Source organism: Microcoleus sp. B13-B6 (genome assembly GCF_036705405.1).
In the GTDB taxonomy this organism is placed as follows: Bacteria; Cyanobacteriota; Cyanobacteriia; order Cyanobacteriales; family Microcoleaceae; genus Microcoleus.
In genome coordinates this window covers 125,934-139,903 of record NZ_JAUBUJ010000003.1, presented here as the reverse complement: position 1 = coordinate 139,903, position 13,970 = coordinate 125,934, and the positions used below count along the sequence as shown (strand labels likewise).

Here is a 13,970-nt window from a genome sequence, read left to right as displayed (position 1 = left end):
CTTGCCTATTCTGTAGGTTGGGTTAAGCGTAGCGCCACCCAACAAATCTACGAAAAATGTTGGGTTTCGTTCCTCAACCCAACCTACAATTTAAGGCAATTCTGGGGAGAGAAAACACGCCCTAGCCTGAAAACTAAAAAGTAATTTCCCAGATAGAGCGCATATTCTGTATGTGGGTAGAGCCTATAATATAGCAGATGCTTTAAGAGGGCGCTGATAATATACGCTCGCCAGCTCAGACCGAAAGACGTAGAGATGACTAATTGATGGAAGCTTGGCAAACCCCACAAACTAATTTAACCGACATTCCGATCGCCGATGAACTGTCGCGCCGCATCCCTCGATCCCACGATTGCAAAGCAGAAAACCGAGCGCTGCAAACGCTGGCCCGACAACTGGCAACCTCCCCCCGCACGCTGCTCAAAACACTGGTTGCGATCGCTCAAGATTTGTGCGACGCAGGAAGCGTCGGAGTCTGCTTGTTAGAAGAAAATGCCAGTTCAGAACAAATCTTTCGGTGGGAAGCCTTGGCGGGCGCGTGGGAAGCCGCAGAACACAGAAACACACCCCGCACATTGCGTTTGTCGGGAGTCGGTCTCGATCGCCAAACTCCCCAGCTTTACTTCGCTCCAGAAAAATACTTCACCGACTTACAGCAGCTAGAAAAGCCGATCGCCGAAGCGTTAGTTGTGCCGCTGCAAGCAGAAAATCAAACGCTGGGGGCAATATGGATTGTATCTCACGATTCCGATCGCCAATTCGATGCCGAAGACTTGCGGATTGCGATCGCCCTAGCAGACTTTGCCGTTGCCGCCCTACAAATCGATCGCGCCGATCGAACCAAAGAAGCTTTGCGAGAAAGCGAAGAACGCTGGCAGCTAGCCTGTGCCGGCAACAACGACGGCATTTGGGATCACAACCTGCAAACAAATTGCTCTGTAGTGAGCGATCGCTTTTTAGAGATTTTGGAACGTGGGCCCGAAGAAGTCAAAAACTTCAGCCAATTTTTGAGCTACATTCATCCCGATGATGTGGAGATAATGCAAAGCAATTGGCAGCAGCACTTGCATCGAGAAACCTCACATTACTGCTGCGAGTACCGCATCCGTTGTGGGGACGGGCGCTACAAATGGGTTTTAGCCAGAGGGCGAGCAATTTGGGACGAGTCAGGCAATCCCGTGCGGGCCGTGGGTTCCCTGACAGATATCAGCGATCGCAAACAAACTGAAATTGCCTTGAAACAAAGCGAAGAACGTTTGAGCGTCGCCATCGAAGGCTCAGGCATGGCAACCTGGGATTTTGACGTGCGAACACATCGAGTAATTTGGTCGGCGACCCATTTCAGCATTTTGGGCTGCGAACAGACACCGGGCGGCGAAGCAAGCGCGGATGTGTGGGAAAAGTGCGTGCATCCAGACGACTTAAAGCAAGTCATGCAAGCAGCCAAAACAGCTCGGCAAACGAGAACGCTCTACTCCCCCGAATACCGGATCATCCGGGCCGACACACGAGAAATCCGCTGGTTGAGAGCGTTCGGGCGCTATCTCTACGACGCGGCAGGCGAAGCAGTGCGGTTTATCGGAGTATTATTTGATGCTACCGATCGCAAAAAGGCCGAACTCGCTTTGGAAGAAAGCAACAACCGCTTTCAGTTAGCTACAAGAGCGATCGACGGCATGGTGTTTGAGTGGGATTTGGTAGCAAACTCAGTTTACCGTTCCGAGGGACTGTGCTCGATCGTCGGTGTCTGCCCAGAGGATGCACCCGCAACAGCAGAGTGGTGGAGAGAACGCATCCATCCCGTCGATTTGGCACGCATCCAAGCCGGGGGGCAATCAATCTTGAATATTCCCGATCGCTATGAAATCGAGTACCGAGTCCGGCACGAAGACGGGCGCTGGATCGATGTTTGGGAACGCGGCTGTTTGATCCGCAACCAGCAAGGTGAAGTGACCAAAGTTGTCGGCTTCACCAGCGACATTACCAAGCGCAAAAAAACAGAAGCAGCACTGCGCGATCGTGAAACCCACCTGCAGTTGATTCTCGACAGCGCCAAAGACTACGCCATTATCACCCTCGACATCGGCGGACACGTTACCAGTTGGAACGCAGGGGCCGAGAGAGTGCTGGGCTATTCCGAAGCTGAAATCGTCGGGCAGCACGGACGAATCATCTTCACCCCAGAAGACTCTGCAGCCAAAAAGCCGGAAGCAGAAATGCACATCGCCCTGACTCAGGGAAAGGCAGAAAACGAGCGCTGGCACGTCCGCAAAGACGGCAGTCGCTTTTGGGGCAGCGGGCTGGTGAGACCCCTGCGCGACGCAGCCGGCGAGGTGCAAGGTTTCCTGAAAATTATGCAGGACAAAACCGAGCGCCGGCAAATAGAAGAAGCACTGCGACACAGCGAAAATCTCTACCGCACCCTCGCCGATGGGGTTCCGGAATTAATGTGGATCAACACCGCCGACGGCAGGTTAGAGTTTGCCAACCAACACTGGAAAACCTATACGGGCATGAGCCCAGCACAATTGCCGCTGGCTGCACCGGTGCTGCAATTATTTCATCCTGATGATCTGCCAGCAGTTGTCGCCACGCGCACTCCTGCGATTGCAGCAGGGGAAGCCTACGAATTCGAGTGTCGGGTACGCAGGTTTGATGGTAATTATCGCTGGCATCTAGCGCGACTTGTTCCCGTCAAAGACAGGGGGGGAAAGGTGGTGCAATGGGCCGGGATAGGGATTGATATTGACGATCGCAAACGAGCAGAAGAAAGCTTAGCAGAAAGCGACCGCCGCTTTCGCTTCCTGGCTGAGTCGCTGCCCCACCTGATTTGGAACGTAAGTTCCGCCGGGGAAATTCGCTTTACCAATCAACAACAATGGTTGGAATATCTGGGAATGTCTTACGAGGAAGCCGTTCAAAGCAATTGGGAATCCCTAGTCCCGCCCTCGGATTTGGCAGAATCTTGGGCCCGCTGGCAAGAATGTCTAATCAGCGGAGAAGTTTATCAAGTTGAGCTGCGCCTCCGGCGGGCAGCAGACCAAATGGAACGCTGGCATTTGTCCCGCGCCGTGCCAATTCGCGACGCAGCGGGCCAGATTGTCGAGTGGATCGGCACGAATACTGATATTCACGATCGCAAACAAGCCCAACTCAACGAGCAGTTTCTCTCTGATCTCGAAGCCCGCTTGCGGCAGCGCTTCAACCCCGCAGAAATGTTGTGGGAAGCCATGAAAAGTCTGGGAGAATATTTAAAGGTCGATCGCTGCGTGTGGCACGAAATCGATGTAGAAGCCGATCGGGCAATTGTCCAGCAAGACTGGCACCAGTCCGACCTCGCCAGCACCGTCGGCACCTATCAAATCTCAGACTTTAAGACGCCAGAACTGAAAGCTCTCTCTATGGCAGGTCAAACCCTTGTCATCTCAGATATCGCTACTTACCCCCATACAGCGCATTTATTCGATAACTACGGTGCCGTGTCAATTCGCGCTTTGGTCGATGTTCCCTGCCTTCAGGAAGGGCGCTGGGTGGCTCTTTTGCTGGTGACATCAAGGGTGGTTCGGCACTGGCGGCCTGATGAAGTTTGGCTGATGCAAGAAGTGGTGGCTCGCCTCTGGACGGTGATCCTGCACGCGCGAGCCCTGCATGAGCTGCACGAAAGCGAGGCTCGGTTCCGCGCTCTAGCTGACAACATCGCTCAGTTGGCCTGGATGACAGATGCTGCAGGGGGGATTTTCTGGTATAACCAGCGCTGGTTTGACTACACCGGCACCACCCTAGAAGAAATGCGAGGCTGGGGCTGGCAAAAGGTACACCACCCACAACACCTCGATCGCGTTGTCGAAAAATTTAGGCGCAGCCTTGAAACAGGCGAACTCTGGGAAGATACTTTCCCGTTGCGCGGCAAAGACGGATCGTACCGCTGGTTTCTCTCCCGCGCCGTGCCGATTCGCGACGATCGAGGCAAGGTGATGCGCTGGTGTGGCACCAACACCGATATTACCGATCGAAAAGTTGCAGAAGCGGAACGGGAAGGCCTTCTAGCGCGGGAAAAGGCAGCGCGGGAAGAGGCAGAACAGGCTAACCGCGTCAAAGACGAATTTTTGGCGGTTTTGTCCCACGAATTGCGGACTCCCTTAAACCCGATTATGGGCTGGGCGAAGCTGCTTCAATCGAACATTTTGACACCGGAAAAGCAGCGTTATGCCTTAGAGACGATCGAGCGCAACGCCAAACTGCAAACCCAGCTTATCGAAGATTTGCTCGACGTGTCGGGGATTCTACAAGGCAAGGTCAGCTTGAATATTGCACCTGTGGATTTAGCCGGGGTCATCGGCGCTGCTATTGAAACGGTGCGTCTGGCGGCGGAAGTCAAGTCGATTCCAATCAGCACTCAATTTGCACCGAATCTCGGCCCGGTGTTGGGCGATGCGGGCAGACTTCAGCAGGTAGTCTGGAATTTGCTGTCAAATGCCGTCAAGTTCACCCCGCCGGGAGGCAAAATCGAAGTCGTTCTCGATCGGGTGGACACCTTGGCCCAAATTACTGTAACTGATACGGGAAAAGGTATCGAACCTGATTTTCTGCCCTATGTATTCGACTACTTCCGGCAAGCTGACAGCACTTCTACCCGCAAGTTTGGCGGATTGGGTTTAGGATTGGCGATCGTCCGCCATCTCGTCGAACTCCACGGCGGCACGGTGAAATCCGACAGTGCCGGCGAAGGACAAGGTGCAACCTTGACTGTCAGGATACCTCTGATGCCCGTGCAATCTCCGACAAGTCCTGTGGGAACTGCGTCGCCGGGCCAATCCTTCAATTTGAGCGGTATCAAGGTGTTAGCGGTGGATGATGATGCCGATGCGCGAGATTTAGTGGTTTTTCTGCTTGAGGATTGTGGGGCAAGTGTGACAGCAGTTGCTAACGCCGCCGATGCCTTGGCGTTTTTAACCCAGTCTGTGCCGGATTTGCTGTTGAGCGATATTGGAATGCCCGATACCGACGGTTATATGTTGATGCGACAGGTTCGGGCTCTGGCGCCTGACAAAGGGGGACTGGTTCCGGCGATCGCCCTCACGGCTTATGCTGGAGAAATTGACTATCAGCAGGCCCTGGCTGCGGGGTTCCAGCGACACATTTGTAAGCCTTTAGACCCCGACAAGTTGGTGCAGGCGATTGGGGAGGTACTCGATCGATCGGGCAAAAACATTATTTAAGCTCTTTTTGTGTCTGAAAAGTCTTTATTTAATGAACCGCGAAGGCGCTAAGAACTTGAAGGAAAAAAGGAAGAAGAAAGGAAGAATTTAATAATCTCAATTCGGTTAAATCTGAGATGTGGCACCATTGTCAGGAACAGGCAAGATGCCTGTTCCACAAAAAGTGAATTTTCTTGTGGAACAGGCCGGAAAGCCTGTTCATAAAAAGCTTATTGACAATAGTGCCATATCTCAGATTTAACCAATTTTATGGTCGTTCGATCGCGCATCATCTCCAATAAAAAAACCCCACAGATGGAGGTTTTTTGATTATTATTGGCTATCGTCGGACAGGGTAAAACATCCTGTCCCTGCAGGATGCCCACAGCACTAAGACTCGATTCTTAGCGGTAGTCAGTGCGGACTGCTGGGTCGCGATCGGCTGTTGTAGTGGTATAGCGGACATTTTCTTCACGTTTTTTGGGTATTAAACCTAACAAGCCAGATAAGCCGAGTAAGCCCAACCATCCCCAATCAAAATCGCGATCGCTTTCAGCATTGTAGACATCGGAGCGAGGAGTGGTGGTGGTTGTAGTGTTGTTAGTACCGCCAGTTGTATCTGTCTGAGCTGAAGCAGGCAGATGAGCTGGTGCTATGGCTAAACCAGCAGCTATAATACCTGCACCGATTGCTTTGGATAAATCAGAACGTTTCATAATTCAAATGCTCTCTGTTGGCTAAAATCTTTAACTATCACAACTATATCGATTGGCTTTTAAATTTAAATCCACCTCTAGCAGTAAACATTGTTAGGTTCTACGTATAACTAGAGATTGATATCAAATTTTTAGCGGGCGCACAAAATATAAGATTGCTCGCGGAGGCACTCCGGCACTAGAAATCGCGGGTCTGGCACCTCACTCGGTTATGAGGCACTCCGGCAGTCCCGACAATAGACAAGGTGTTGTTTACAAAAAAAGGTAAACTCAGATATTGCACAGATAAGTGTTGGAACTCGATCGACGGAGATAAAAACTTTTGGGTATAGAGCTACGCAGCTACGTATTTCTAGACAACTTGCAGCCGCAGCACGCAGCATACATCGGCACCATCGCCGCCGGATTCTTGCCGCTGCCGGGGGATGCGTCGCTGTGGATAGAAATCTCCCCCGGTATCGAAATTAACCGAATTACCGATGTCGCCCTCAAATCTGCCTCCGTGCGCCCAGGAGTGCAGATAGTCGAACGCTTGTACGGCCTTCTGGAAGTACACTCGGGCCAGCAGGGGGAAACGCGGGCCGCAGGCAAAGCAATTCTAGAATTCATGGGAGTCCGCAGAGAAGAAGGTATCAAACCGCGAGTGATTTCCAGTCAAATTATTCGCAACATTGACCCCCACCAAACACAATTAATCAACCGCACCCGCCGCGGACAGTTGCTGCTGGCGGGACAAACGCTTTACGTATTAGAAGTAGAACCGGCGGCCTATGCAGCGCTGGCGGCCAATGAAGCAGAAAAAGGCGCATCTATTAACATCTTAGAGGTTCAGGCTGTAGGCAGTTTCGGACGGCTGTACCTCGGCGGCGCAGAACGAGATATTATAGCAGGTTCCCAGGCAGCAATTGCGGCGGTGGAAAACGTGACGGGTCGAGAAAATCCAACAATTTTTGGTCGCAAGGAATAGCCGTTAAAGGAGATGCAATTATGGCAAATACACAGCATTTAGCGCTGTTAAAAAAAGGTGCAGTTACTTGGATTGAATGGAGAACTCTCAACCCAAATATAGAACCGGATCTCAGCGAAGCTAACCTCGCCGAAGCAAATCTCAGAGGTGCGTATCTTTGGCGGTCTAACCTTTTTAAGACCGATTTGTTTAAGGCTAAATTAATTGCGGCCAACCTCGCCGAATCCAACATCAGTTTAGCAAATCTTGCTGGAGCGCAACTGCTCGAAACTAATTTAATTAAAGCTAATTTAACGGGAACCAACCTCCAAGCGGCTGACTTCAGAGGATCTGATTTGAGCGGTGCTAATTTAATTGGGGCGGATATTAGCGGTGCAAATCTCCAACAAACCGATTTCGCAGATGCGAATTTAATCGGTGCGGTGATGTTTCGAGTTAATGCGATGGGCGCGAACCTCAACTGTGCTAATCTCAGTCAAGCTAATCTGACTCAAGCCGAATTGATTGAAGCACATTGCTATGCAGCTAATTTCTCTAAAGCTAACCTCGGAGAATCTCACTTCACTGGAGCATATCTTTTCCGGGCAAATCTCAGTTTTGCACAGTTGAGCGCGGCAGATTTCCGGTGGGCAAACCTTGGCAAAGCTGATTTGAGAGGGGCGAATTTGACCGGGGCAAATCTTAGGGGAGCGAACTTGGCGGGAGCGATTTTGGGGGAAGCTATTTTGAAAGGAACAATCATGCCTGACGGCAGCATTGTTCGATAAATATTGGATAATATTTAGTCCTGTAAAATAACCGCGATAGTTAAAAGAAAGCCAGTGGCGCGTTTACCGAAAGGATTGCCAAAACATGAATTTTTGGGGCGGGTTCAGACTTTCTCTCTAATACAAATCCGAGATGAGAGTAAACCCGCCTCGGCTCAAAACTCGCAACTGTCGATCGATTAATTTTTGCCAGGGGGCGATACTTGATAAAGTCCTCTAACGGGCCCTTGATCAGTCGGTGAACCTTCCTGCTGTGTTGGAAGTGTAAACTGATCTTGGAGTCCGGCGGGAGTGGGGAAACAGCCGCTCGGTTGAGGTGCTAGCTGGCAAGCTGGAGGCAGTGCCATGATTGAGGCATCGAAGGGATTGACGGCATCTGGGACGCGCAGAATCGGATCGCTGGAAACTTGCCGCTGCATTACTCGTCGGTAGAAGCCGTTGACGCGACTAGCATCCCGCTCAATTTCTTTTTCGGGAAAGGCAACGACGCCGCTGGGGGAACCGATGCCTAAATAGTCGCCCAAGTAACCTTGCAAGCTGACGTTGTGGTAAAAGTCTCCTGAAGCTTGAAAAAATTGTCGGTTGAAGTCGTCGGCAATTGGATGAAATCGCTCTGTTTGTGCTTGAGCTGGTTTGACGGATGCCATTGCAGCAGAGGCGACAGCGAGAATCAACGCGCCGCTCAGGCTTTTTAACTTTTGACTCATATATTTGGGCCTCCTTAATTAATTCCGATTCCACTTTGACACTCCCTGACCTAAAGGACAGGGATTCTTAATTCAGCGACTGACCTTAAAATGTTGCGTCCTTTCGGCAATACTCAAACTTTTCAACCGTGCAATTGCACCAATTGACCAGCTTAACTCACAACCACCCCAGAGGGTCTATCTCCAAAAGCGTACTAGGGTACGAACCTAGAGTTCGGGTGTGCCCCACCCTACTTGATTGAAACAAATTATTGATTTTCTGGTGGGTGAGAATGCGTTGATTCCCCAGCTCTGTTTTACAAGGTTTTCGCTACCCTTCTTTTTGCTTTTAAAAAGCTTTCAGGTTCGAGGGTGCCGACTAAAAGCCGCTTCACAACCGCCCACCTTGGGAATTACAACCATGTGTATTCTATCAAAAAGCCGTCAAGCGATTTTAGATTTTAGATTTTAGATTTTAGAATTGAAGCATTGACCCCACGGATAAATTCGGGGGCAAGTTTCATCGGAGACAGGTTTTTTATTTCACCGGTCCTGAGTTGGCGCGTTGGAATGAATCCGGGGGCTTTTATCCTGGATGCCTTCGGTCAAGCGAAAGACGGGATTTTCAACCCAATTTTTTGATAAACTGATTATCGGCGGATTATTTGTGTTTTTTATAGGGTGTGAGTTATGGATGCTGCGGATTTAAAGGTGTTGCGCGATCGACTTCTAGATTTGTTGTGCGAGTTTGCCTATCGCGAAGGCGATTTTGTGCTGTCTTCGGGGCAGAAAAGTTCTTATTACATTAACTGCAAACCGGTGACGCTGCACGCTGAAGGTGCTTTGGCAACGGGACGTTTGCTGTTGTCGATGTTGTCGTCGGAGGTGCAAGCTGTGGGCGGTTTGACTTTGGGTGCTGACCCGATTGTAACTGCTGTGAGTGTGGTTTCGGCTCTGGAAGGTCGATCGATTCCGGCGCTAATTGTCAGAAAGGAGACGAAGGGACACGGGACAATGGCGTACATTGAGGGGCCGCTGTTGCCAGAGGGGACGAATGTGGCGGTTTTGGAGGATGTGGTGACGACGGGTAAGTCGGCGATGCAGGCGGTGGAACGGTTGCGCGGTGCGGGTTATAAAGTCGATCGCGTGTTGTCGCTGATTGACAGGGAGCAAGGTGGTGCCCAGTTTTATCAATCTGTTGGATTGGACTTTGAAACAGTTTTTACGATTAACGATCTTAAGGAATGGATTAGTAGCAAGAAATAGCAGTTTGTGCGATTCCCTTCGTTACCAGGTAGAACTTGGTAACGCAGATATTTTCGCTCTGCCTCATGTTAACAATAGTGCAAGATATCAATCTTAACCAGCGAGAATAAGGCTATGAAAACCATCCGTTTTATTGACTTATTCTCAGGAATAGGCGGCATGAGATTAGCCTTTGAATCCGCCGCTCGTTCCTTGAATCTGGAAACAGAATGCGTATTAAGCAGCGAAATCAATTCCGACGCTCAATTAGTTTACCAGAAAAACTTTGCCGACACACCTTTAGGCGACATCCGATTAATTGACAAACTGCCTGAACATGAAATTTTACTAGCGGGATTTCCTTGTCAGTCTTTCTCCTATGCTGGCAAAAAAGAGGGCTTTGGAGATACCAGAGGCACCCTATTTTTTGAGATTGCAAGGTTAATTGATACCTTTAAACCTCAAGCATTTATTTTCGAGAACGTGCGGGGGCTTGTCAGCCACGACGGCGGCAGAACCCTCGAAACTATTAAGGGCGAAATCAAAAGCCGAGGTTACAGCTTCGATTATTTCTTGCTTAACAGCTCTAACTTTAGCTTACCTCAGAACCGTGTCCGAGTTTACCTAGTAGGAATTTTAAATGCTTCGCCCCAATTTGGCTTAATTTCTGACTTAGGCCCAAAAGATTCGCATTCCTCTAGTCATCAACAGCTATCGTTATTTTCCCCGTTAAGTCAACCTGTTACAGTTGCAGATATTTTGGAAGACAATCCAGATCCAAAATATGATTGTTCGCCAGAATTTGTTAATGCCTTGAAACAAATAGTTAACAATGATTTCAGTCGCTTGCACGGTAGGCGGCTAATTGACTATCGCGGTGGCAATTCGATTCATTCTTGGGAACTGGGTTTGCGAGGCGAGTGCAGTTTAGACGAAATTGAATTAATGAATCTTTTTATATTGAAAAGGCGCAATAAAGAATTTGGAGCTGACCAAGATGGCAAGCTATTAACTAAAGAGCAAATAGCTACTTTTTTTTCTCATCCCAATCTCGATGAAATGCTGGATTCCTTGGTAACAAAAAAGTACCTGCAACGGAACAACAATCAATACAAACCTGTATCCGGTAACTTTTCCTTTGAAGTCTATAAATTTCTCGATCTGCATAAAATTTCTGTAACAATTGTTGCCAGTGATGCTAATAGATTAGGAGTTTACTCTCATAACCGAGTCCGCAGGATTACTCCCCGCGAGGCGGCGCGGTTACAAGGTTTTTCCGATAGTTTTATTTTGCATCCTAATGATGATAAAGCTTATCATCAACTGGGTAATAGTGTAAGTATTAATGTAGTTAAAGCTGTTGCTCTAGAAGTTATTCAGAATGTTTTGTACTCTACCAAACAAAAAGTTAGCTCCTGGTTAATTGGGAAGGGTGATCCGAGTATTTCCGCCCACCCGATCAACTAGCTTTGCGCTACAGGTTCCTTAGCCAAAAACTTCTCAATTCCGTCAAAGCATCGGCATCAACCTTAGATCGGTATTTTATGGGGTGGCATTAGAAACTATGCCTGCTCTAATTTTATCAAAATCAGCTCAGGCACTTGCAGGACAAGGGAAAATAAAGTTTTCGGTGCTAAGCAAGCGCAAGCTTTCAGGTTCAGAATCTCTACCAATCGGCTGATTTTAGCAGAGGGAAATTATAACCTGAGCGAGATATTAACTAGAGAAGACTGTTTTAATATGTTAGATGACGCGCAAGGAGAAGCAGTAATGATTTTACCTGCATCTGTTAAAGAGAAATGGAAACGACTGGCAACAGCCTTTATTTGTCCTCTGACACTAATTGGTGTTGGGATTCAGCAACAACCGCTTCAAGCACAACAAAATCCATCTAAGACTAATGTTGCTGCTTTGCCAGATGGTATTTACCTGTACGGAGATTCGCCACAGCCCAACCAAGTTCTTCAAAACTATATCGTGTTTCAACGCCAGAACGATCGCGTCGTTGGTGCAATCTACGCGCCGCGATCGGACTTTGCGTGCTTCACTGGTAAAATTGAGGGAAATACACTGTACGGGAAAACCATGTCAGGCGGACAAATTCAAACAGTTGAAGTCAATACTCAGCTAACAAATCTGCATTCTATTCGCACAATTAGCGCAAACGATCGCCGCATTCTTTCAACGTGTCAACAGACAGCGCGAGCTAACATATCCAGGTAAATCTTTTACCTAGCTCAAATGGTGCATGAGGCTGGCGGTGCGTTACACGGCGTTAACGCACCCTACGAATTGAAAATTTCTCGTTACCAGGCTCTACCTGGTAATGAATATCTAGAGGCTCTGCCTCCATATTTCTCGTTACCAGGCTCTGCCTGGTAATGAATATCTAGAGGCTCTGCCTCCATTAAAAAATAGCACAAAATATGAGTTTTCACCACCGGCTTAATAGCCATGAAAAAAATCCGTTTTATTGACTTATTCTCAGGAAGAGGCGGCATGAGATTAGCGTTTGAAGCCGCCGCTAGTTCCTTGAATCGGGAAACGGAATGCCTCTTAAGCAGCGAAATCAATCCCGACGCTCAGTTAGTTTACCAGTACAGGGTAGGCCGCTAATTGACTATCGCGGTAGCAATTCTCTTCATTCTTGCAAACTGGGTTTGCGAGGCTAGTGCAGTTTAGACGAAATTGAGTTGATGAAGAGTTTTATATCGACAAGGCGAAATAAAGAATTTGGGCATGACTAAGATGGCAAACTATTAACTAAAGAGCAAATAGCTACTTTTTTTGCTCTTCCCAATCTCGATAAAATTCTGGATTCCTGGGTAACAAAAAAGTACCTGCAAGGGAACATCGCAATTCTCCTTTTCGGAAACTGCTTTTAATCTAACCTTAAGTAAGGTGCGCCATCAGCACCCTACTTTTGAGCGGGCAGGATGGCCGCCCCACAAGAAACGAAACAGCTTTAGGATTAAGTAAGGTGAGCAATGCCCACCCTACGAATTAATCCAATTAGCTTTGGGCTACAGGTTCCTTAGCCAAAAACTTCTCTAATTCCGTCAAAGCATCGGCATCAACCTTAGTCTGCATCGGACAGAACTTAGGCCCGCACATTGAACAGAATTCAGCAGTTTTGTAGATATCCGCCGGCAAAGTTTCGTCGTGATATTCCTTTGCCCGTTCTGGATCTAATGACAGCTCAAATTGACGGTTCCAATCGAAATTGTAACGCGCTTTCGAGAGTTCGTCATCGCGATCGCGCGCACCCGGACGGCCCCGCGCAATATCTGCAGCGTGAGCCGCGATTTTGTAAGCAATCAGCCCGTTTCGGACATCCTCAGCATTCGGCAATCCTAAGTGTTCCTTCGGCGTCACGTAACACAGCATTGCAGTACCGTACCAACCTGCCATCGCCGCCCCAATTGCTGAGGTAATGTGGTCGTATCCAGGCGCAATATCTGTCACCAACGGCCCCAAAACATAGAAGGGTGCTTCCGAACACTCCTCCATTTGTTTTTTGACATTAAACTCAATTTGATCCATCGGCACGTGGCCGGGGCCTTCCACCATTACCTGCACATCATGTTCCCAAGCTTTGCGAGTTAATTGTCCCAAAGTTTTGAGTTCAGCTAATTGAGCATCATCCGACGCATCGTGAGTGCAACCGGGGCGCAGAGAATCTCCCAAACTAAACGAAACATCGTATTTTTTGAAGATTTCAATGATGTCGTTAAAGTGAGTGTAGAGAGGATTTTGTTTGTGGTGATGCAGCATCCACCGCGCCAAAATGCCGCCGCCACGAGAGACAATCCCAGTCAACCGATTTTTCACCAACGGCAAATGCTCGAGCAAAATTCCGGCGTGAATTGTTTGGTAATCAACACCTTGTTGAGCGTGTTTCTCAATGATGTGAAGAAAGTCATTCGGCGTTAGACTTTCCATATTACCATGAACGCTTTCTAAAGCTTGGTAAATTGGTACAGTACCGATCGGCACTGGTGAAGCTTTGATAATCGTAGTGCGAATTTCATCCAAATTGCCGCCACCGGTGGACAAGTCCATCACGGTATCAGCGCCGTATTTCACTGCTAATTTAAGCTTGTCAACTTCTTCTTCCATATTGGAAGAGTTGGGAGATGCACCGATATTAGCATTGACTTTGCATTTAGACGCAATGCCGATCGCCATCGGTTCCAAATTCGGGTGATTGATATTAGCGGGAATAATCATCCGTCCCCGCGCTACTTCCGCGCGGATAAGTTCTGGCGGGAGATTCTCTCGCTTAGCAACAAAGTGCATTTCCTCAGTAATTACACCTTGACGGGCGTAGTGCATTTGAGATACATTGCTCTGGCCCTGACGCTTAGCGATCCATTCGGTACGCATATTTA

The 13,970-nt window shown here is 48.7% G+C and carries 10 protein-coding genes; 7 read left to right on the top strand and 3 right to left on the bottom strand.

Annotation, left to right across the window (positions count from 1 at the left end; translation table 11 throughout):
* The first annotated feature begins 266 nt into the window (after window positions 1-266).
* Entirely contained in the window at window positions 267-5,219 is a 4,953-nt protein-coding gene (locus tag QUB35_RS02590) for a PAS domain-containing protein (protein WP_333139085.1), read from the top strand.
* A 383-nt stretch (window positions 5,220-5,602) separates the two neighbouring features.
* On the opposite strand, the gene QUB35_RS02585 is transcribed toward QUB35_RS02590, so the two are convergent.
* A complete protein-coding gene (locus tag QUB35_RS02585; protein WP_333139083.1) occupies window positions 5,603-5,914 on the bottom strand; it encodes a WGxxGxxG family protein in 312 nt (103 codons plus the stop codon).
* A gap of 322 nt (window positions 5,915-6,236) precedes the next feature.
* Between QUB35_RS02585 and QUB35_RS02580 the strand changes: the two genes are divergently transcribed.
* A complete protein-coding gene (locus QUB35_RS02580; protein WP_333042577.1) occupies window positions 6,237-6,881 on the top strand; it encodes a hypothetical protein in 645 nt (214 codons plus the stop codon).
* 20 nt (window positions 6,882-6,901) lie between these two features.
* The gene (locus QUB35_RS02575; RefSeq protein ID WP_333139081.1) at window positions 6,902-7,648 is read left to right on the top strand and encodes a pentapeptide repeat-containing protein; all 747 of its coding nucleotides are present in this window, start codon (window positions 6,902-6,904) and stop codon (window positions 7,646-7,648) included.
* A 179-nt stretch (window positions 7,649-7,827) separates the two neighbouring features.
* On the opposite strand, the gene QUB35_RS02570 is transcribed toward QUB35_RS02575, so the two are convergent.
* Window positions 7,828-8,355 (bottom strand): hypothetical protein, encoded by a 528-nt coding sequence (locus QUB35_RS02570; RefSeq protein ID WP_333139079.1) that lies wholly within the window; start codon window positions 8,353-8,355, stop codon window positions 7,828-7,830.
* 669 nt (window positions 8,356-9,024) lie between these two features.
* Here QUB35_RS02570 and pyrE point away from each other — a divergent pair.
* The 4 genes from pyrE (at window position 9,025) to QUB35_RS02550 (ending at window position 12,195) form a co-directional block, all read left to right on the top strand.
* On the top strand, window positions 9,025-9,600 hold the full coding sequence (gene pyrE / locus QUB35_RS02565) for an orotate phosphoribosyltransferase (RefSeq protein ID WP_333139077.1): 576 nt from the start codon (window positions 9,025-9,027) through the stop codon (window positions 9,598-9,600).
* Between the two features lie 114 nt (window positions 9,601-9,714).
* Entirely contained in the window at window positions 9,715-11,046 is a 1,332-nt protein-coding gene (gene dcm / locus QUB35_RS02560) for a DNA (cytosine-5-)-methyltransferase (protein ID WP_333139075.1), read from the top strand.
* 273 nt (window positions 11,047-11,319) lie between these two features.
* Window positions 11,320-11,802 carry a hypothetical protein gene (locus QUB35_RS02555; protein WP_333139073.1) on the top strand — a complete coding sequence of 161 codons (483 nt, stop codon included), beginning with the start codon at window positions 11,320-11,322 and terminating at the stop codon, window positions 11,800-11,802.
* Between the two features lie 231 nt (window positions 11,803-12,033).
* Complete coding sequence (locus tag QUB35_RS02550) at window positions 12,034-12,195, top strand: DNA cytosine methyltransferase (protein WP_333139071.1); 162 nt, start codon at window positions 12,034-12,036, stop codon at window positions 12,193-12,195.
* A gap of 396 nt (window positions 12,196-12,591) precedes the next feature.
* Here the strand turns inward: QUB35_RS02550 and thiC are convergent, their stop codons facing one another.
* Window positions 12,592-13,965, bottom strand: a complete 1,374-nt coding sequence (thiC, locus tag QUB35_RS02545; protein WP_333139070.1) for a phosphomethylpyrimidine synthase ThiC — start codon at window positions 13,963-13,965, stop codon at window positions 12,592-12,594.
* Between the last annotated feature and the right edge of the window lie 5 nt (window positions 13,966-13,970).

Excerpts from the sequence above, each read along its gene's own strand:
- QUB35_RS02590 (WP_333139085.1), top strand. The coding sequence starts at position 267 with ATGGAAGCTTGGCAAACCCCACAAACTAATTTAACCGACATTCCGATC.
- QUB35_RS02585 (WP_333139083.1), bottom strand. The coding sequence starts at position 5,914 with ATGAAACGTTCTGATTTATCCAAAGCAATCGGTGCAGGTATTATAGCT.
- QUB35_RS02575 (WP_333139081.1), top strand. The coding sequence starts at position 6,902 with ATGGCAAATACACAGCATTTAGCGCTGTTAAAAAAAGGTGCAGTTACT.
- QUB35_RS02570 (WP_333139079.1), bottom strand. The coding sequence starts at position 8,355 with ATGAGTCAAAAGTTAAAAAGCCTGAGCGGCGCGTTGATTCTCGCTGTC.
- pyrE (WP_333139077.1), top strand. The coding sequence starts at position 9,025 with ATGGATGCTGCGGATTTAAAGGTGTTGCGCGATCGACTTCTAGATTTG.
- dcm (WP_333139075.1), top strand. The coding sequence starts at position 9,715 with ATGAAAACCATCCGTTTTATTGACTTATTCTCAGGAATAGGCGGCATG.
- QUB35_RS02555 (WP_333139073.1), top strand. The coding sequence starts at position 11,320 with ATGTTAGATGACGCGCAAGGAGAAGCAGTAATGATTTTACCTGCATCT.
- QUB35_RS02550 (WP_333139071.1), top strand. The coding sequence starts at position 12,034 with ATGAAAAAAATCCGTTTTATTGACTTATTCTCAGGAAGAGGCGGCATG.
- thiC (WP_333139070.1), bottom strand. The coding sequence starts at position 13,965 with ATGCGTACCGAATGGATCGCTAAGCGTCAGGGCCAGAGCAATGTATCT.